This is a genomic window from Prevotella sp. P6B4, assembly GCF_000619985.1.
Classification (GTDB): domain Bacteria; phylum Bacteroidota; class Bacteroidia; order Bacteroidales; family Bacteroidaceae; genus Prevotella.
In genome coordinates, this window is record NZ_JHVE01000007.1 from 122,266 (window position 1) to 141,109 (window position 18,844).

Below are 18,844 nucleotides of genomic sequence, written 5' to 3' on the forward strand. Positions count from 1 at the left end.
GCTTTTGTAGGTTTTCGCGGGTGCATCGACTGGCGAGAACGAGGCGCTGGAGCAGCGCGCCATCGACTATAAGATGCTGGCCCTCGACGGCACTCCCACCAAGTCGAAACTGGGAGCCAACGCCATCCTGGGCGTATCGCTGGCTTGCGCCCAGGCTGCTGCTAAGGCGCTGAATATACCTCTTTATAGATATATTGGCGGCTGCAACGCCTACACGCTGCCCGTGCCTATGATGAACATCGTGAACGGTGGTGCCCACTCGGCTGCGCCTATCGCCTTCCAGGAGTTCATGATCCGTCCGGTAGGTGCCAGCAATGAGCGCGAGGCCATCCGCATGGGTGCCGAGGTGTTCCACAATCTGGCCAAGCTGCTGAAGGCACGCGGACTCTCTACAGCCGTGGGCGATGAGGGTGGTTATGCCCCTGACTTCGACGGCATCGAGGATGCACTCGACGAGAACGACTGGGACAACTGGGTAAAATTGACCGAGAAGATCGGCGACCGCTGCCAGTTGGTAGGCGACGACCTGTTTGTGACCAACACCAAGTTCCTGGAGAAGGGCATCAAGATGGGCGCTGCCAACTCGATACTGATTAAAGTGAACCAGATTGGTTCGTTGACAGAGACCTTGGAGGCTATTGAAATGGCTCATCGACACGGCTATACCACAGTGACTTCTCACCGTTCGGGTGAAACAGAGGACACCACGATTGCCGACATCGCAGTAGCCACAAACTCTGGACAAATCAAGACTGGTTCGCTTTCTCGTACCGACCGTATGGCCAAGTACAACCAGCTGATACGTATCGAGGAGGAGCTGGGCAGCACAGCTGCTTACGGCTACCAGCGACTGAAGTAGAATTCATTAACTTTTTGAGTAAATCATTTATAATAAAACAACTTTTTGAAAAATGCAGATAAGCTGTGAAGCTTGTCTGCATTATTTTTTTTTCTGCACGGGTACAGTCGAACAACATACCCATCGCCTTCTGGGTACACCACACAGTTTTGTCTTTATAGTACACCTCTACGCCCTGTTCCTTTCCTTCTATCTGAAAGATGAGAAACTCAGCCGTACTGTTTCTTATTTCTCTACGTTTTGCCATTTATTGATATAACGTTTTTGTTCAATTGTTCCGTTTTACTACTTCTAAACAAAAGAAGGAGGGTCAATCATTCGCTGTCAACTCGACATTTGCCTTGACGAAGTTTTTCGAGACGCGGATTGGGCCTCCCCTGATAATAACGGTTCTTGTCGAAGGCAAATGAAATGGAGTCAACATAATCATAGCCACAAATGAAGGAGGCGACATCTACTCCATGCATTAATGAATCACGATAATATACGCGATTGCCGTCATAGGAGTAATCGAAATCTTTATTATTGTTTGACACATAATCCTTTGACACATAGTGTATCGGAAAGACCTTGAATGTCTGCGGTTTGGCCTCAGACAAAAGGCGGTTTTCATAGTAAACCCGGTTTTTGTCTGCATACCAGTCGCGATAACGTTCTACCCTGTGGATAGTCGAAAAGTCTGTGCCAACGGGCATTGCCATCAGCTCAGGATTATATACCGTCTTACCATCGGTATGGAATGTCTCATACAGGCCGTTGCCCATATTCCTGTGCTTCAAAGCATCGAGGTTTCGTATTGTTGTTCCACAATCTTGATAATAGACGCGATTTTTATCTTGTCCATAGTCATTTCCACCATCCAGCACGACAAAAGTCTTTGGGTCAGCCCCTTCTACTACCTTATTCTTGTAATACACATATTTAGCATCAGCTGCATAGAAATCATTCAAGACCCTGAACGTGCGGAAATCTCCTATAGGCACAATGTCTTTTCCTATTTCGGCTTCAAGTCCAATATAATAGACATTCTGACGATCCACAGCCCAACTGCCATCTATCCGCTTGAAACTGCCCATATCTGCAACGTGAAGAGGATTGTTCTGGTTATAATAATCGTGGTCATCATGAGCAAGATCGATAGAAATATCAAGAGAGTTGTTTTTCTCTGGTGCTACAAAAGTCTGTGGATTTGCGCCTTCGATTTTATTCTCTCTATACCAGACATACCGACTATCAGCAGAATATTCTTCGCTTAAAGCGCGGAAAGTTTTTGGATCCGCATCTTCCAGAATCTCATTACAATAATATACATGATTGATGTCTTTGGCGAATGATTCGTTTATGCGTTTGAATGTCGCTGAATCATACCCTTCAGGTTTCCTTGCTGCATATTCGCTTGAGGCTAATTCCACAAACGAGAAGAATATAATAATAGGTATCAGAGGGCATAGATAGAAAAGCCAGGTTGCACCTAGACGTTTTGACAATCGGAACCATAATCCTATTAATGGCAACAGATATAGGGGATAAAGCCAAATGGTCAGCACCATACCCCAACGGCTGATTTCGTCAACAGTCGTACGGATAGGAGCATCGAAGAAGAATAAAGACCCGAAGAACAATAACGGCCACAACGTGAGCGATAGGATCATAAGCCAGAAAAATGTTTTCTGAAGACCTGTAGGCTGCTCTCCCAATATGCGAGCAGCTAATCCTTTTGGTTTGGAACTATCTGTCATTTCTCGCTCCATACATTCATTTATTTACCTCATTCAGTGATTGGTATTTATCTTTATCAGGAAAACCTCTCAGATCATAATAGTCTCCATAGGACTCAAATACAACGCTATCATTATATAGAATAAACTGATGCAATCTTAAGATTTCATTCCTTTCTTTTTCCGTCAAAGGACAATCGTAGAGAGCAAATTGATATATGTTGCTTCCAAACCACCTGAACTGCAATTCGCTTTTGGCTGTCATCCAGCGAGAAATCGGATTCTTTTTTATGTCAATTCCAATAATGCCAGCTTTGTGCATCTTCTCTTGAATCACTGTCATCTCTTGCATCGATAAACCTGCTGTATGTAGAATCATATCGAACTCTTCTTGATTCTTGATGCAGGTACATGTCTTGCGCTCGCTATTGTTCGCTATAGACAACACCTGTAACTCATTATCCCTATATTGAAGGACTATCGAACAACTGTCATCCAACGAACTTCGTACATATCTGACTAAATCATACATGTCGTCTTGATGATTCTTGTAATGCTCCTCCATCATGGCAGCATCACATGGCTCTGGTTTTGGAAGTATAATGTAGAAAACAAACCATAGGACTACATTTAAGAGATGGAGCGAGAGAACAACCTTCTTGTATATAGAAAGAGGAGGAATAGAACAACGTAGAAAAGAAGCGAAGACAATTAAAAGCAGCGGTAAGGATATAAACCACAACCATGCCATGGCACCAATGTTAGTCATTAGCATTCCTATCATTTCGGCGCTATCATGACTGCTCAGCCCCATGGATACAATACCAGCGGTAATAGAGAGTATGAACAAAAACTCTATCACCCGGTAAGAATATCGAAGGAGTGATTTAATTTTCATTTCTGCTTCAATTGGAGTTTCGTGTGCAAATTTAGTATTTTATTCTTGAAGTAACAAACAATTTGGCATTTATGTGCAAAAATAGTTCAGATGCAGCACTAGGGGATAGCTTAATACCCCCTGCTTGCAGGGAGTGCCACAATTGTGGTAGCTTAATCCCACCCTTCGGATTAATGCCACAATAGGGGTAGCACAAGGATTTCCATATCTGTGTTAAAAACCAAGAACTATTTTTCGACGGTGTACCATTCGAATATATTGATGTACCTTTGCCCGCAGATTCACAAAACAAAATTTGACTATGGAGGTTATATCAATAGAACGCAGTACCTACGAGCCACAGTACAAACAGGACTTTATCCAGTTGAACAAGCAATGGATAGAGACTTATTTCAGACTGAAACAGTCTGATTTGGACACCTTTGCGCATATTGACGACTGCATTATTGGGCGCGGTGGGCAGATATTCCTGGCTGTTGATGACAGTGAACAGGTGGTAGGTTGCTGTGCACTAAAACCGCATCCAGAATCAGACATCTATGAATTAGCTAAGATGGCCGTATCACCTGAGGCACAAGGCAGAGGTATAGGCTATGCCCTGGGAGAGGCATTACTCAAATATGCGCGCCAACACGACATCAAACGTATCTTCCTTGAAGGCAACACACAGTTGAAAGCTTCCATCTCCTTGTATCGCAAACTGGGATTCAAGGAAATTCCACTGAAGGGCAAAGCCTATGAACGTTGCGACATCCTGATGGAGCTCAATTTAACGTAAAGAAATGCAGATAAGCTATGAAGCTTGTCTGCATTGTATTTTTTTCTGCACGGATGCTTGCAAAAATCGCCGGAAAGTATTATCTTTGCAGAGAAAAATCTTAAATAGGATGAAAAAGAATATTTTAAGGGTAGCCGTTCTCGGTTTTGCCATGTTGCTTACAGGCAACGCACAGGCCCAGATTAATTTGGGCAATGTTTTGGGAAAAGTGGTTAAATCAGCTTCGTCCGACAGTTCATCATCGGGCAACGATCTGATTTCCAGTCTCACCACCGTTTTCTCAAGTAACAAACAGGCCACGTCGAAGAACATTGTCGGTACGTGGGTGTATGCAGAGCCCGCCATCGTGCTCGAGTCGGACAATATCCTCACGAGTGCCGCCTACAAGCTGGCCGCCGGCAAGGTGGAAAGCAAGCTGCAGAGCTATCTCACGCAGTGTGGTTTCACGCCCGGCACGTTCACCATCACGTTCAATGAAGACGGCACGTTCACCGAGACCCTGAAGGGCAAGACCATGAGTGGCCAGTGGACAGTGGTCGATTCGAAGCTTCAGCTCACCATCGCCACTGTTCAGGCGCTGTCGATCACTACCCAGCTGAGCGGTAAGAACATGCAGTTTGTGACCGATGCTACGAAGTTGCTGACCATGTTCCAATCGTTAGGCTCCAACTCCACCAACAGCAGCATCAAGACGATCTCCTCGTTGCTGAAGACCGCCAAGGGCATGCAAGCCGGCATCACCCTGAAAAAGCAGTGATTCCCTCGACTATAGCAGTGGTAGTCGCAAAATTTGCGACTTAATCAAGGATCGGTTCTATTGATTGAAAAATAATCGGTAGAACCGATTCTTCATTGTTTTTCGGACTTTTTTCTTAGAAAAAAGCTAAAAACTATTCTGTTTATGAAATCTTTTCGTATCTTTGCAAAAGAAATAAATAACAGATCAGATATGACACAGTTAGTTATAACTCTTAAAGACCAGTCCTATCTCCCTAATATCAGACGAATTCTAAAGTCGCTGGTGGGAGTTGAAAAGGTTACTACGGCAAAATCTGCCTGTAAGTCAGCAGAGCGCCGTCGTCGTCTTTCGCGCTATGAGCAGTCTTTGCTCGATGCCAAAGAAGGACGGGTTAACTCATATGAGAACAGTGAGGAGTTCTTTAAGAAGATGGGAATCTGATGTATAAGATTAATACTACTGGCTGCTGATATGGAAACAGTATGATAACGTTTTGGAATTGTTGATGCTCAATACGGGCACTCATTCTGACTTGTTTAAGAAATAATAGTATTCGTTGAACCGTATTTATAATGTAATTGCCTATGGACTGAGAGAATTTGAATAAAAATATACGTTGAAGCGTCCGCTGAATCTTGTTCTTTCGAAATCGCCAAATTTCACAATAGCATACAAGAGTAAGTTGACGGTTCGCGCCTGATGGCGTGAGCCTTTACTCGTTTAGGTGTGCGATGGTGTTTGGCGATACCAGAAAGAACGTAAGCGAAGTAATTGCTCACGTTTTCTTTTTGTGTTCATTCAAACAATATGTATAACTAAAAACTATATGATTATGAAGAAACAACTACTATTACTTTTTTTGATGTTGCTACCATTGTTGGCATGTGCCCACGATATTGAAGTTAAGAACGCTGATGGCGTTACCATTTATTACAACTACATTAATGATGGTAAGGAATTGGCGGTTACTTATTGTCCTTCTCAATATCAAGGCAATGTCGCTATACCTGAGGAAGTAACCTACATGAACAGGACGCGCAAGGTGACGAGCATTGGAATTGAAGCGTTCGCTAATTGCTATGGCCTTACCTCCGTCACCATCCCCAATAGTGTGACGAGCATTGGAGAGAGAGCGTTCCAGTATTGCAAAGGCCTTACCTCCATCACTATCCCCAATAGTGTGACGAGCATTGGAGGTGGAGCGTTCTATAATTGCTATGGCCTTACCTCCGTCACCATCCCCAATAGTGTGACGAGCATTGGAGCTGAAGCGTTCTATTATTGCTATGGCCTTACCTCCATCACCATCCCCAATAGCGTGACGAGCATTGGAGATAGAGCGTTCTATAATTGCAAAGGCCTTACCTCCGTCACCATCCCCAATAGCGTGACGAGCATTGGAGATTGTGCGTTCTGGGATTGTATCTAAACGGGTATAAACAACCAGGAATATCTAATACTAACTATTTGTAAAACACTCATTTTCAATTACTTTTGATTTTTAACACTTGATGGCTGGAATTTGGTAGTAACCGAATTTCAGTATATTTTTGCAACGTATTTCTACCGCGAGGAATTTACGAGGCCTGAAAATCGTCATTCTGTGGACTCAGTTGACAATGGGTTACGACGGGGTGCAAATGGTGACAAAACAGGACGGACGGATTCGGAGAGAGTTACGAAGCGGACAGAGTTGACAAATGGCGACAATGGTGCATGAAGGTTGACTCAACGGTAGGGAAAAAGAAAATGTACGTTGAACCATCAAAAGTGACAAGAAAATGAAGCAAGTTAGAAAGTGCAAGTATTGTGGGAAGGAGTTCGTGGCAAGGAACGGAATGCAGAAATATTGCTGCGAGGAGTGTCAGACGAAAGCGAAGGAAGCCAGAAAGAAGCGGCAGCTGGGTTTTATGAATGCCGTGGAGCCTGTCATTGGGTTGCAGAATCAGGAGTATCTGACGTTTGCCAAGGCAGCGATACTGATGGGGTGTTCGCGGCAGTACGTTTACAAGTTAGTGAACGAGGGGAAACTTGCGGCATCGAGAATCAGCAGCAGGATGGCGTTTATCAGAAAGGCTGATATTGAGAAGATGCTGGCAGGGAATCCGTATCACAGAGTGCTGCCAACGAGTAGATCCAAGAAGGCATCTATGCCAACATCGAGGAAGGAAGTATCAGAAGCCAAGAAATGCAAATTTGATTCTAATGAAACGGAGGTGCTTGATTACATTTCTGGCGAGGAGGTCATGCGCATCTATAAGGTCAAGAAATCGTGGCTCTATACTTCCGCCAAACGGAACCAAGTGCCAGTATGTAGGATTGCTGGGATGAACTACTACAGCCGCAAGCACATGGACACATTGTTTGGCAAGTCGGCTGAAGTGGAGGCCGTTAATGAGTGGTTGACGATGGAGGGGACTCAGGAACTCTACGGCATGAGTGCTGCGTCTGTCCGTTCCAACGCCTATCGCCATCATATTCCGACAAAGCGTGAATATGGCCAGACCTATTACTCAAAAGACCATTTTGAGCAGTTGAGACGCACCGACATCGTGAATGATGACAGCTACTACACAGCCAAGGAGGCTGCTGAGAAATATGGGATGAGCACTGCCAATGTCAGCATCATCGCCAAGAAGAATAGCATCGTCACGGTCAAGGTGGGCGTGAAGAATCTGATACCAAAAGTGGACTTCGACAGGGTAATGGCTGAAAGACTGGCCCAATTTGGCAGCTACTCCCTTGTATGAATAACCAAGTAAATCCACGGATTATAAACAATCAGAATGGGCATTATCATGGTCAGCACCTCACCAACCAACATTATCTGTCAATTATTGACGCATTATGCGTAATAATGTTGATAATCGGGGAATAATGAGGTAATTTTGACACCGTGAAGAAACGCTTCACCAAGAATATTCATTAAAATATAATAAGGTATATGAGTAACATTTGCAAGACCGTGACACTCCGAACACGGAAAATCAAAAACGGAGAACAACTGTCGTTCTATCTGGACTACTATCCGGGTTATCGCGACGAGTCAACAATGAAGGTAATGCGACATGAGTCGCTGGGCATCTACATCTATGCCAAGCCGAAGAACCAGCGCGAGAAGGACTACAACGACCGCATGCGCGAGAAGGCCGAGGCATTACGTTGTAGAAGGTACGAGAGCATCGTCAACGAGCGCTACGACTTCTTCGACAAGGAGAAGATGAAGGGCAGCTTCCTCGACTACTTCAAGGATAAGGCGTACAAGAAGAACACAAAGTGGGAGAACGTCTATCTCCATTTCAAGCAGTTCTGCAATGGCAAGTGCCGCTTCGATGAGATTAATGTTGACCTGTGCAACAAGTTCAAGGAGTACCTAATGACCGCTCACCAGCTCAAGCACACAGAGTACACCTTACACATCAACAGCATCGCAGGCTACTGGTCAACCTTCCGTGCCGTGCTTCATACCGCCTACCGTGAACACAAGATTGTCGAGAATCCCAACGGCTTCTTGGAGCGCATCGACACCATCCCCACGGAAAAGGAGCATCTGTCACGTCAGGAACTTGTCAATCTTGCCAACACCCCCTGTTCCTCTGAGGTGCTGAAGAAGGCCTTCCTCTTTTCTTGTCTGACAGGCTTACGCAAGAGCGACATCAAGCAGCTGACCTGGAACAAGATCCAGCCCTACGGTGACGGTGGCATGTACGTCACACTACGTATGCAGAAGACGAAGGAACTGGTGAACAACCCCATCAGCAACGAGGCTCTGGAACTGATAGGCTTTAATGATGGCGATGAGAACCGCAAACCGACAGACAAGGTCTTTGTCGGCTTCAATGACAGCCTCACCCAGGCCCCACTGAAGAACTGGCTGAAGGAGGCTGGCATAACCAAACATATAACCTATCATTGCAGCCGCCATACTCTCGGTTCGCTACAGGTTGAGGCTGGCACCAGCGTCTATACCGTCCAGCACATTCTTGGCCACAAGAACGTCGCCACGACCCAGATCTATGCCGCGATGGCCGACGAGTCGAAGCGAGAATCAGTTGACAAAATTACGCTGAAATCCGCGAAAATAGCCCAAATGAAGGCCGTATGAGTCGTAAAATTGTTAAAATACGACTTTTTATTTTCACATGACAGCTATGTCAAGGAAAAAATGTACTTTTGCGTCGAATAAATAAATAACGATTAAAAATTATAAGTAATGAACAGAAAATTTAAAAAACTGGAGATTAGTGACATAGCCATATTAGTGGCTATTAGTGTGTTAGTTCTTATTGTGTCGTATATGTTGGCCGCCCAACTATACGACAAGAGTCATCTCATTCCTTACGGTGTTCTTGTTGTGCTGTTTTTTCTTTTGCTGGAATCCGGTGTCGTATGCTGTTACTCCTTCCTGGACAAGCTGAGTAGCGTCTTTACTAAGAAACAGCAGAAAGATCCCTCTGTGATGATTTCGGATGTCAAACAGGATGAACAGGAGAGGGAGTCGGGAATCTACAGGCAGAGCGAAACGGACAGCATCGCAGAAGCCGAGGAGTTCAAGCTCAAGAGGCAGAATGTTATACATGACTACATCTTCTGGGCTATGGCTCCCATTTTGGAAGAGGAGGAGATGGCTGCGCTATGGTTGGAGTATAAAGAATGGCTTGAACGTCCTCTTTACAAGCCTAAAGGTCGTAACTGGAAATGGAAGGCCGGTAAGGATGTAAGGAATCTTGATGCTCGTCATTTGACATGGAACATTGCTAGGAGAATGGGCTTAGGGGTAGACAAACATTGTGCCTATACCACAGAACTATGCGGAAAGTTCATCAACAATTTGTTTCCAGATCTGTGTAAAAACACTGATTGGTTTACATTGTCAAAGTCCTTAACCGCAGACCCGGAGAAAGGTTATATCAAAATAGACAAACCTGACTCAAAAACTTCAATAGCCTTCCATTATCCTGTTCCATCGGAAAAGGAGGAAGAATAAGCCAAAGCCACGAGAAGCTTTAACGACAACACCGCAGTGCCAACCTATTTGGATTAGTGCTGCGGTGTTCTCGTTGTTTATATCCTGCCGTCATGGTAGCAAGTACCAACCATCCATAACAGCCAGAACACAGATTGCACACAGCTAATAGATATGCTAACTACCATTATTACCAGTACATTTTCAGTCCTATCTGCTACTAACCGCATTATACTATCATTACTGATGCATTATTCCTGATAATCTTGATAAGCGGATGATAATGTCGTTTCTTTGCAGCCGAGACACAAAAGTCTCAGCGTGTAAATATGCTTAATGATAAATTATCATTCGACGACCTTCCACAGGTCGTTGCCGAGCTTCGGGATGAAGTCATCGGCATGAAGGTACTGCTGTCTGACCTTCAGAAAGGACAAACACAGCAAAAGATACAGCGCGTGCGTCGCACGATGAATGTTGAAGAGGCGGCTGACTATCTCCGTATGCCCTTGAACACCCTCTACATGAAGTTGCAGAAAGGTGAAGTGCCAGGATCGAAGCCTGGCAAGCGTTGGGTCTTGTTCAATGACGAACTCGACAAGTGGCTGGAGGTGAAACGCAAGAATGCTGTACCCCTGACCACAGAGGAAGAGAACGATGCCATCCTTTCGTCCCATCGTCGTAAACCCAACAAGCGTGACTGGTAACATGTCTAAAATGACTGAGTATATAATGTATAGGGTGTATCAGTTGTATGCACTGAAGACACTGGCTACAATGTCCACAACGTATCTGGTTGCAGCATTGGCTACAGTGTATATGTATACAATGTTTACTCTGGCTACAGTATATACAACGATTACAATGTCTGCAATGTGTATGTTGTCTGCAATGAAAACAATGTATACAGAGTATTCAACGAATACAGTATATACAAGAAATACATTGTCAATAGCGTACAAACTGTATTCAGGATATACAGAGTTTACAAGGTCTATAAGGTAATAAATAACATATTAAATTTGATTTAGCTATGAATAAGATTATTTTATTTACGAACATTAAGGGAGGCGTAGGAAAGACCTCCTGTTGTGCGCTCTTTGCGCAGTATCTGTGTGAGAATGGTTATCCCGTGAAGGTCCTGGATGCAGACATTCAGGCATCGTTGTCCCGTCACAGGGAGAGGGAGCTGGCTGTCAACCCGGATGCGGCTATTCCTTGGGAAGTGAGTACTGTTGATACGACAGACCGCCAGAGCCTGCAGTCCTCCATCGAGGAAGCAATGCAGTTCGACGGTGTTGTCCTCTTCGACATGCCGGGTACGCTCAATGCCGCCAACCTCGACCTGCTGTACAAGGCAGCAGACCTTGCCGTGGTGCCTATCTCCTACGACTTCGACACCATTGATGCTACGGGCATCTTCATCAAGGTCATCAAGGGGGTCAAGAATATTAGGCTCGTGTTCCTGCCCAACCGGATCAACTCTACCGAGAACCGTGCTGACGAGATGAAACAGCGTGAAGAGACGGTAAAAATTCTTGGCAGAATCGGAAGGGTAACGCCGAGGATCAAGCAGAGTGTCGTCATCAAGCGATACTCAACCGTTTCCCCTCTTGACAAGTATCAGAAGGCTGCGGTTGAACATGCCTTTGACGCTATTGTAGAACAAATAAAACAGTAAACGAGTATGAGTGAGCAGGTGTTTCCCTTAGACGGTTTCAATACCCTTGAAAGTGATGTCAGAAGCATCACCCAGCAGACCAGGCCAAAGGAGCAGAAGAAACCACAGGAAGAACAACGGTCCGAAAAGACCAGTGTCATCAAGAGAGCCTGGCAGCACTTCACGGTCATCTTAGCCGTTGAGATTGTGGTCAAGATAAAAGCCATCGCCCGAATTGAGGGCTTCTCCATCCGCGACGTGGTGGAGAAGTTCCTCAGAGACGGAATTGCCCGTTATGAGCAGAAGCATGGCGTAGTCACTAACCGTAAGAAGAGCATCGATGACATTCTGTAATGACGAGCTACGATGTACGACATTGCCGATGCTCGGGAGATCTCTCCGGGTATCAGAAACGTCAGTCAGTATCGAAACATGCGTGCAGATATGCCAGTTGGAGTTTCGTGCTACCAAAATCGCTATGGCTCTTTTGGCAGACGAACCGAACTGGCAATGCTCGCAGGCTCTCATTGGGGGAGGCGTTCGCTGGCTCACACCTTTTATAAATATATGCTTATGACAATAGACAGAAACGTATCGATGATATTCCAAGGCTCGCAGCTCATAGAGAAGACGAGGCCTGAGAAGGGCTTCTTCATCAAGTCGAAGAAGCGATACCTGTCGCCCAAGGACGGCAGGGAACACAGCAAGTTCTCATGGGAACCCGTAACGGTCGGTGACCTATGGGTGGATGAGACTGACAGGAAATGCCAGATGCACTTTGTCGTCTATCGGAGTAGCGGCAGCATCGAACAGGTTGACCAGCCTATCAGCCGACAGAGTTACACGTTGTTTGGCAGTTACAAGCTGGATGCCCATCGCGTGGACCTGATCGACAAGGTGCTGCGTAAGAATCGGACGGGACTGCGCATCCGCAAGTGGACTGCCACAGAGATGCTGCACCTGAAAGTGACGAAAAGACTGATGGATGAACTTCTCAGGAATGCGGAAAAATGCGGACAGAATCTTTCGCAGTATTGTACGACGCTCCTGAGCGGCAAGCATCCCCGTGCAGCGTTCACCGAAGAAGAACTAGACTTGCTCAGGAACCTGAAGAAGTCACGTGGCGACGTACTACTCCAGTTCAATGCAATGGTGGCAGAGTTTGCACATAAGCCGGACGAAGAACGTTTCAGAGCTGTCATCCACGGCAAGAGTTTTGACTGGTGGCGCAATCACCTTATTACTGCCCTGGAGTTCTTCGACAGGATGAGGGACAGGACGTTAAACATGGGAGGTTAGCGTATGGTCATCAAGATGGACACGATAGACGGGGCGCATGCCGCCAACGCTATCAACTATGTGCTCGACAAGGAGAAGGCAAGGAAGGAGGACAAGCCCGTCTTCCTCGCCGCCAACAATATCGAACTGAATCCGATGACGGGTAAGCCGTACTCGCCCGTGGAGGTGCTGATGGACATGCAGCTGCTGCAGGCGGCATCCAGACACAGGGCAGAAAAGCCGTTCTGGCGCATCGAGCTGTGCCCTCCTCCAGAGGTCTGCCAGAACTGGACGATGGCACAATGGGACAGATTCTGCAAGGACTGTGTTCAGGTGCTGGACGTTACCGACTATAAGCGGGAGGCAGTGAAGGACAAGGACGGCAAGACTGTTATCGACAAGAGGACAGGACAGCCCAAGGTGAAAGTGAGCGGCAGGCACACACAATTGGCAAACAGCCAGTATGTAGCCACTATACACTTTGACACCGGCAAGCCGCATGTACACATTGTGGCCAACCGCCTGACGATGGACGGCGAGATGCAGGACACGCACAAATGCAAGGAACGGGCGAAGACGGCGGCTGACATCATCGCAGAGAAATACGAGTGGACGAAGGCCGAGGAGAGGGACAACAAGCGGATGGAGCGGATTCACGATGCTGCAATAAAGGTGCTGAAGGGAATGGACGCGTGGGACATCGAGACGTACTTTGCTGGGATGCGCAGGAACGGGTTCGAAGTGGAGCCGACATACGACTCGAGGGGCGTTTGCCGTGGCTACTCCGTCGGCGAGAAGTTGTACGACCTCGACGGCAACTACTCCAGTACCGTGATGTACAAGGCTTCGGCCAGAGGTTTCGGGCATGGGCGCGACCTGACGGTTTCCAAGCTGTTCGGCACTTGGCAGAAGCTACATCCTGAGAAGGAAGAGGCGCGGAGGGAGAGCTATCGCTGGCGGCAGAATCGGCAGAACGAGGCGATTCCGCAGAGACCGTCGAGGACGTCGCAGTCGGATGATGACGATGCATATCTGCGACTATTGAGGATTAAGGAGGCGGCAGAGAGGAAGAACGCAGAGAAACCAGCGGTTCCGACGCCCGTGAAGCAGACGGAGCCTGCTCCTCGTAAGTCCACAGAGGCCGAGAGTGACCGTCGGACAGCCGTCTGGCTTGCGCTGAATGCCATCAAGCGCTTTGTGAAGAGTCCGTTCAAGACGGAGTTTAGCCCGCTTGATAGGGAGGACATCCTGCCAGAAGGCATCGTTGCAAAAGCTATTGATATGGGTGAGCACGAAGGCTCTTCGTTCAGCGAGGAAAACCTGAAGAGTGCTGCAATGGAATTGCTTGATCAGTTTGAATGCAGTGCCGAGCGTGCAGGTGATGCAGCCGAAGTGATGCTTGACGTCGTTGCTAACCTTGCCTTGCCGGAAACGCAGCCGTCCCTTGGTGGTGGCCAGAGCAATAACGACCTGCCGAAGAAGAAGGACGAGGAATGGTACTGGTGGAAGAAGAACGGATTCATCAGACAACAGAATAATAGAGGACGAAAGAGATAACTTCTTTATGAAAATGAAAAATAAATACGACAGCATGCTTCCCTCTGGCGATAGTCAGATGCAGGGAGGCAACAGTGAGACTGGGGGACGGCAGGAAAGCCCCCGTAAGCAGGAGAAGCCGCATACCATCCTGCAAGTTGTTAACAAGCTGAAGGCTCTTTTTCATAGCGGTCATAAACGTGCAAAGCTCTATGACCAGAAGGAGTTTGAGCGTGGCGTAAAGGCCGTGCTGAAAGGTAAGTTCCTTGTGAAGTCAACCAATGAGGCCATTGAAATGTTCAAAGAGCAGCAGGCACTTCTGGACAACGTTCCCCTCGATGCAATGAGGAACAACAGTAACAAGCTCCTCAATCAGGACATGGACGTCGTGCCGTTGGAAGAGATGAACCAGACTGCGGAGGATATTCTTCATCAGGTGGCCGGGAACATCTATGATTCCAGCCTCATGAAGCGTTACGTCAACGATCTGGACAAGGCTGAGCGTGAGAAGTGCACACTCTCTGAGATTGACAAGTCTAAGGTGGAAGGTGCAGACAAAGCTTGCAATTACATTGAGGCCAAAGCTGAGGAGCATCTCATCGGCCTGACCTCGCGCATGGAGTGGTTCCCCGTTGCTTATCATCTGGCAGACAAGGTGGCTCTGGTTGTCTTTCCAGTCCTTGGCTATTACACAGGCAAGTACCATCTGAACGACACCATGACGTTCCTTTGGGCAATGGCCTTTATGCCGATCTTTGTCTTGTCGGCCATCTGGGGAATCAATGAACTGACGGCGTACTTGGAACGCAGAAAGAAGAAGCAAAAGTTACACTAATAGACCATCAATGTCTATATCCTCTGAAAAGAAACGAGGGGCAAAACAAGCCTCTCGTTTCTTCCTAGCGCTACTTGAACAAGTCTTTCAGCGTTACCACATTTTGGAAAATACTACTATATTGATTGTTAGCAAGTCCGTATGTGGTAACAAGCACAGGATGAATCGCCTGACGGATTCCATTGGTTGTTCGGAATGCTCGTACCCTACGCTCAATATCTTCATGATCCTTCTTCTTCATGACATAGTCACCATCATAGAATTTCATCTCGCAGATATTGATGACCTTATCAGCTCGTTTGATGATCAAGTCTATCTGTGCCTTTTCCTCTGCTGACTGTGGAGTCGTCCATGAATAAACCTTGGTGCTGATGACTGCTATGCCCAAAGCCTGTTCTATCTGTTTGTGGTGGTTCAGACAGAGTTGTTCAAAGGCTAACCCTGCCCAAGTGTCGTGCTGACGGGTGCCAATCTGGAATTGCCAAAAGGGTTTGTCCGTCTTGCCGTTATTCTTGATAAACTTATAATAGAATAGGGAGAAAGGGTCTGTCAGTTGGTAGATGCTCATCTTTGATTTGTTGCCATAGCCCCTATAACATCGAATGAAATCACAATTTATGAGGTCTTGCAATATCGTTGTGAAATGACCATTACTTTCAAGTTTCGTTGCTTTTAGGATTTCATCGCGAGTTAAACCCTTGTTCTTTGTACTTAAGGCTTGGACAACTTTGATATAATTGTCCGACTTCTTAAACAAGGAGGTGTACAAGGCATTAAACTCGTCGTCAAGCCTCCCCTTGTCAGCAAAGAACATCTCGTCAACATTTTGGGAAAGACTGGCACCACGCCTAACGTTCTTCAGGTAGAAAGGGATTCCGCCCATTATCATATAGCATTCGGCAATATCCTTATCAGCCATAATGATGTCGCGACTCTTGAGATATTCCTTGCATTCTGCCAATGTGAACGGACGGATATATATCCTTTGTGTTACGCGGTTATGCAGTCCACCCCTGTTCTTCAGAATCTTCTTGGTGATCCATGATGTAGCCGAGCCACAAACAATTAGGATGATCTCGTTTTGTGTGACAGCCCAGTCGTTCCAGAAATGCTCCAAGGCAGAAACAAGGTTGCTCCCTCTGGAATCCATCCAAGGCAGTTCGTCAATGAAGACCACGCGCTTTCCCTTGACATGAACCTGCTCCAAAAGCGTACGAAGCATGTTAAAGGCCTCATACCATGTACGAGGTTTCTTGTATTTGGTGCCACCGCCATACCTATTGAGGGAAACTGCGAAGTTTGCCAATTGTTCGCGCTTGCTTTTCTTGGCAAGTCCTGTCAATTTGAACGCATAGTTGTCGCTGAAGAAAGTATTGACAAGAAACGTCTTGCCGACACGTCTTCTGCCATAGACGACCACAAACTCTGCTTCCTTTGATTGTACGATGGACTCCAGATGTTTTTTTTCCGCATCACGTCCTATCAATATGTCCTGCTTCTGCTCCATACCTGTGATTATTTGTTTGGTGCAAAAGTAACAAGAATTTTTGAATCAGCAAAAGAAAATACATACTTTCGGGCCAAAAGTCTAATTTTTCTTTTGATTTGGCCCTAAAGTCTGCAAAATATTGATGTTTTGATAAGAAATTAGAGCTATAATCTTATGATATATCACTAAAAAATGCATACTTTCGGGCCAAATGCAGGTATTTTTATGAGATTTAGCCCCAAAGTCTGCAAAAACTGCTGAGAAAGATAGTAATTAACGGCTATACTATAATCGTTGAACGGCCTTGCGGCACTTCTGTTTCCACCGTGTTGCCTCTTTTCTCTGCCTCTTCCCGCATGATGCTGTAGGCGCAACCGCGTCAATGAATCAATATGTTTCATTCAATCTTTTTACCTATTATCAAAAAAACGGGTGCAAAGATAAGAAAAATAATTGAGAATTCTCCATACTGCCATCCAAAAACGTTAACACCATGACTTTTGTAATCTCTTTGTCTTGGATATAATGAGCAAGAGCCGAGACCGCTTCTTCGCAGCCCCAGCTCTCGCTATTCATTATAAAATTATATCCAATCGTTATTTGTTAGGATATCCAGTCTCACCCGCATAGGCATTTATCAATAATGTTCGATACCAAAGAGAATGGAATTCTGTGGTCGTATCCATATGACATGATTCTATGAGGGCTATTATTGTAATCAAACGAAGAACAGTGCTTGGTAATCAGCCAATCTTCAACAATAATACTCCTTATACCACTTTGCAAACTTCCTTAGTCCTTCACGGAGTTTTATCTTTGGAGTAAATCCAAAGTCGTGCTCTAAGGCTGTTGCATTCACATACATCGTGGTCATATCGTCAGGCTGCATAGGAACCAACTTTTTGTGAGTCTCGAAGTTAAAATCAGCTGGTAGGACTCCTACCCTGACCAGTTCCTCTTGCAGGGCCTGTACGAAGTCCAGTAGGTTCTCCGGCTAACCACTACCTATATTATATATAGCTTATGGAGGAATAGGAAGAAGACAAGGACTATTTCAAATTATCTTCATAATAGTCCTATAAAAAGACATACGTCAGGATGACAAGAAGAATCATTACCACTGAAAGGGCGAATAGAATTATCTTCATCCATTTGTCAGCACTGCGTCGGAAGGCTATCGAAGAGAGGCTCTGCCGCTTGAAGCGAGAGCCATAGTCTTCTTTATGATGATGGTGATGGTGCGAATGTTTATCAGACATACTCATTATTTTAAGATGTTAAACAATAATGATGCCACAGCAACCAGTATGCTTGTTGATGTAAGCCATAGTGTGGTAGTCTGTCCCACGCTGGAGTTGCGGGCTTTCACCTTGTTGGGCTCTACGTAAACGATGTCGTTCTGCTGGAGGTAGTAGCAGGGTGAGTTGATGATGTTGGCATCGTTGAGGTTCATGGTGTAGATGCGTTTTTTTCCATCGGCATTCTCACGGATGAGTTTCAAGCGGTCACGGACACCGTAGATAGTGAGGTCGCCAGCCTGTGCCAGTGCTTCGAAGATGTTGATTTTCTCATTGTTCACGGTGAACATGCCGGGACGTGCCACCTCGCCCAATACGGATATTTTATAGTTTGCCATGCGTACTGTCACCACGGGGTCTTCCTTGCCATTCAAGTAGCGTATGATACGGTCGTGGATGAGTTTCTCACATTCTGCCTTCGACAGTCCTCCGACTTTCAGCGTACCCAGTACAGGAAAGGATATGGTTCCATCGTTGCTCACCAAGTAGGTTTGCAAAACACGGTTGGAATTCACTGACTGGCTACCTGTCAAAGAGTTTCCCAACGTTGGAGATATCACCAGGTTGAAGGGAGCTGAAATTTCAGGATTTACTGTGTTTACTGTAATTGTCAGTACATCTTTGGGCATGATATGTGCCTCATAGAGAAATGCCGAGCTGTCGGCAACAAATGCTTCGCTGTTCTGTATGTATGCTACATTCTTTGGCGAAGCACAGGCAGCGAGCAGCAGGATTGCAATAGCAGCAATCACGTAGGTTGTTACATTCTTTGTCATACTTTCTATCGTTT

At 46.0% G+C, this 18,844-nt stretch carries 17 protein-coding genes and 3 pseudogenes; 14 read left to right on the forward strand and 6 right to left on the reverse strand.

What is annotated here, in order from left to right; genetic code table 11:
- Nucleotides 1–16 precede the first annotated feature (16 nt).
- Nucleotides 17–859 (forward strand): annotated as a pseudogene (gene eno / locus T491_RS15840) (phosphopyruvate hydratase); the annotation flags it as partial.
- Nucleotides 860–959: 100 nt separating this feature from the next.
- Here the strand turns inward: eno and T491_RS18045 are convergent.
- From T491_RS18045 to T491_RS0106465, 3 genes and pseudogenes are all read right to left on the reverse strand, one after another.
- Nucleotides 960–1,106, reverse strand: a pseudogene (locus T491_RS18045) (death-on-curing protein); the annotation flags it as partial.
- Between the two features lie 67 nt (nt 1,107–1,173).
- Entirely contained in the window at nt 1,174–2,610 is a 1,437-nt protein-coding gene (locus T491_RS0106460) for a DKNYY domain-containing protein (RefSeq protein WP_028903169.1), read from the reverse strand.
- Nucleotides 2,611–2,614: 4 nt separating this feature from the next.
- The gene (locus tag T491_RS0106465; protein WP_028903170.1) at nt 2,615–3,475 is read right to left on the reverse strand and encodes a hypothetical protein; all 861 of its coding nucleotides are present in this window, start codon (nt 3,473–3,475) and stop codon (nt 2,615–2,617) included.
- A gap of 301 nt (nt 3,476–3,776) precedes the next feature.
- On the opposite strand from T491_RS0106465, the gene T491_RS0106470 reads away from it, so the two are divergent.
- The 13 genes from T491_RS0106470 (at nt 3,777) to T491_RS0106535 (ending at nt 15,267) form a co-directional block, all read left to right on the forward strand.
- Nucleotides 3,777–4,253, forward strand: coding sequence for a GNAT family N-acetyltransferase (locus T491_RS0106470; protein WP_036915474.1), 477 nt, complete (start codon nt 3,777–3,779; stop codon nt 4,251–4,253).
- An 85-nt stretch (nt 4,254–4,338) separates the two neighbouring features.
- Entirely contained in the window at nt 4,339–5,010 is a 672-nt protein-coding gene (locus T491_RS0106475; protein WP_197018812.1) for a lipocalin-like domain-containing protein, read from the forward strand.
- A 264-nt stretch (nt 5,011–5,274) separates the two neighbouring features.
- A complete protein-coding gene (locus T491_RS0106480; RefSeq protein WP_155950055.1) occupies nt 5,275–5,433 on the forward strand; it encodes a hypothetical protein in 159 nt (52 codons plus the stop codon).
- Nucleotides 5,434–5,824: 391 nt separating this feature from the next.
- Nucleotides 5,825–6,421 (forward strand): leucine-rich repeat domain-containing protein, encoded by a 597-nt coding sequence (locus tag T491_RS15845; protein WP_231480190.1) that lies wholly within the window; start codon nt 5,825–5,827, stop codon nt 6,419–6,421.
- 352 nt (nt 6,422–6,773) lie between these two features.
- Complete coding sequence (locus T491_RS0106490) at nt 6,774–7,742, forward strand: helix-turn-helix domain-containing protein (RefSeq protein WP_028903174.1); 969 nt, start codon at nt 6,774–6,776, stop codon at nt 7,740–7,742.
- 194 nt (nt 7,743–7,936) lie between these two features.
- Nucleotides 7,937–9,097 carry a site-specific integrase gene (locus T491_RS0106495; protein ID WP_028903175.1) on the forward strand — a complete coding sequence of 387 codons (1,161 nt, stop codon included), beginning with the start codon at nt 7,937–7,939 and terminating at the stop codon, nt 9,095–9,097.
- 108 nt (nt 9,098–9,205) lie between these two features.
- Nucleotides 9,206–9,979 carry a hypothetical protein gene (locus T491_RS0106500; protein ID WP_028903176.1) on the forward strand — a complete coding sequence of 258 codons (774 nt, stop codon included), beginning with the start codon at nt 9,206–9,208 and terminating at the stop codon, nt 9,977–9,979.
- A 308-nt stretch (nt 9,980–10,287) separates the two neighbouring features.
- Entirely contained in the window at nt 10,288–10,665 is a 378-nt protein-coding gene (locus T491_RS0106505; RefSeq protein ID WP_028903177.1) for an excisionase family DNA-binding protein, read from the forward strand.
- A gap of 326 nt (nt 10,666–10,991) precedes the next feature.
- Nucleotides 10,992–11,639 carry a ParA family protein gene (locus tag T491_RS0106515; protein WP_036915477.1) on the forward strand — a complete coding sequence of 216 codons (648 nt, stop codon included), beginning with the start codon at nt 10,992–10,994 and terminating at the stop codon, nt 11,637–11,639.
- 6 nt (nt 11,640–11,645) lie between these two features.
- Nucleotides 11,646–11,972 (forward strand): hypothetical protein, encoded by a 327-nt coding sequence (locus tag T491_RS15850; RefSeq protein WP_051523004.1) that lies wholly within the window; start codon nt 11,646–11,648, stop codon nt 11,970–11,972.
- Between the two features lie 219 nt (nt 11,973–12,191).
- On the forward strand, nt 12,192–12,917 hold the full coding sequence (locus T491_RS0106525; RefSeq protein ID WP_155950056.1) for a hypothetical protein: 726 nt from the start codon (nt 12,192–12,194) through the stop codon (nt 12,915–12,917).
- Between the two features lie 3 nt (nt 12,918–12,920).
- Nucleotides 12,921–14,453 (forward strand): relaxase/mobilization nuclease domain-containing protein, encoded by a 1,533-nt coding sequence (locus T491_RS0106530; RefSeq protein WP_028903181.1) that lies wholly within the window; start codon nt 12,921–12,923, stop codon nt 14,451–14,453.
- Between the two features lie 13 nt (nt 14,454–14,466).
- A complete protein-coding gene (locus tag T491_RS0106535) occupies nt 14,467–15,267 on the forward strand; it encodes a hypothetical protein (RefSeq protein WP_028903182.1) in 801 nt (266 codons plus the stop codon).
- A gap of 70 nt (nt 15,268–15,337) precedes the next feature.
- Here the strand turns inward: T491_RS0106535 and T491_RS0106540 are convergent, their stop codons facing one another.
- From T491_RS0106540 to T491_RS0106550, 3 genes and pseudogenes are all read right to left on the reverse strand, one after another.
- Nucleotides 15,338–16,774, reverse strand: coding sequence for an ATP-binding protein (locus tag T491_RS0106540; RefSeq protein WP_051523005.1), 1,437 nt, complete (start codon nt 16,772–16,774; stop codon nt 15,338–15,340).
- A gap of 736 nt (nt 16,775–17,510) precedes the next feature.
- Nucleotides 17,511–17,795, reverse strand: a pseudogene (locus T491_RS18050) (protein CapI); the annotation flags it as partial.
- A 225-nt stretch (nt 17,796–18,020) separates the two neighbouring features.
- Nucleotides 18,021–18,830 (reverse strand): polysaccharide biosynthesis/export family protein, encoded by an 810-nt coding sequence (locus T491_RS0106550; RefSeq protein WP_051523006.1) that lies wholly within the window; start codon nt 18,828–18,830, stop codon nt 18,021–18,023.
- Nucleotides 18,831–18,844: the final 14 nt, after the last annotated feature.

What these genes read in the sequence shown, in the direction of transcription:
- T491_RS0106460 (WP_028903169.1), bottom strand. Translation starts at nt 2,610, where the DNA reads ATGGAGCGAGAAATGACAGATAGTTCCAAACCAAAAGGATTAGCTGCT.
- T491_RS0106465 (WP_028903170.1), bottom strand. Translation starts at nt 3,475, where the DNA reads ATGAAAATTAAATCACTCCTTCGATATTCTTACCGGGTGATAGAGTTT.
- T491_RS0106470 (WP_036915474.1), top strand. Translation starts at nt 3,777, where the DNA reads ATGGAGGTTATATCAATAGAACGCAGTACCTACGAGCCACAGTACAAA.
- T491_RS15845 (WP_231480190.1), top strand. Translation starts at nt 5,825, where the DNA reads ATGAAGAAACAACTACTATTACTTTTTTTGATGTTGCTACCATTGTTG.
- T491_RS0106490 (WP_028903174.1), top strand. Translation starts at nt 6,774, where the DNA reads ATGAAGCAAGTTAGAAAGTGCAAGTATTGTGGGAAGGAGTTCGTGGCA.
- T491_RS0106495 (WP_028903175.1), top strand. Translation starts at nt 7,937, where the DNA reads ATGAGTAACATTTGCAAGACCGTGACACTCCGAACACGGAAAATCAAA.
- T491_RS0106500 (WP_028903176.1), top strand. Translation starts at nt 9,206, where the DNA reads ATGAACAGAAAATTTAAAAAACTGGAGATTAGTGACATAGCCATATTA.
- T491_RS0106505 (WP_028903177.1), top strand. Translation starts at nt 10,288, where the DNA reads ATGCTTAATGATAAATTATCATTCGACGACCTTCCACAGGTCGTTGCC.
- T491_RS0106515 (WP_036915477.1), top strand. Translation starts at nt 10,992, where the DNA reads ATGAATAAGATTATTTTATTTACGAACATTAAGGGAGGCGTAGGAAAG.
- T491_RS15850 (WP_051523004.1), top strand. Translation starts at nt 11,646, where the DNA reads ATGAGTGAGCAGGTGTTTCCCTTAGACGGTTTCAATACCCTTGAAAGT.
- T491_RS0106525 (WP_155950056.1), top strand. Translation starts at nt 12,192, where the DNA reads ATGACAATAGACAGAAACGTATCGATGATATTCCAAGGCTCGCAGCTC.
- T491_RS0106530 (WP_028903181.1), top strand. Translation starts at nt 12,921, where the DNA reads ATGGTCATCAAGATGGACACGATAGACGGGGCGCATGCCGCCAACGCT.
- T491_RS0106535 (WP_028903182.1), top strand. Translation starts at nt 14,467, where the DNA reads ATGAAAAATAAATACGACAGCATGCTTCCCTCTGGCGATAGTCAGATG.
- T491_RS0106540 (WP_051523005.1), bottom strand. Translation starts at nt 16,774, where the DNA reads ATGGAGCAGAAGCAGGACATATTGATAGGACGTGATGCGGAAAAAAAA.
- T491_RS0106550 (WP_051523006.1), bottom strand. Translation starts at nt 18,830, where the DNA reads ATGACAAAGAATGTAACAACCTACGTGATTGCTGCTATTGCAATCCTG.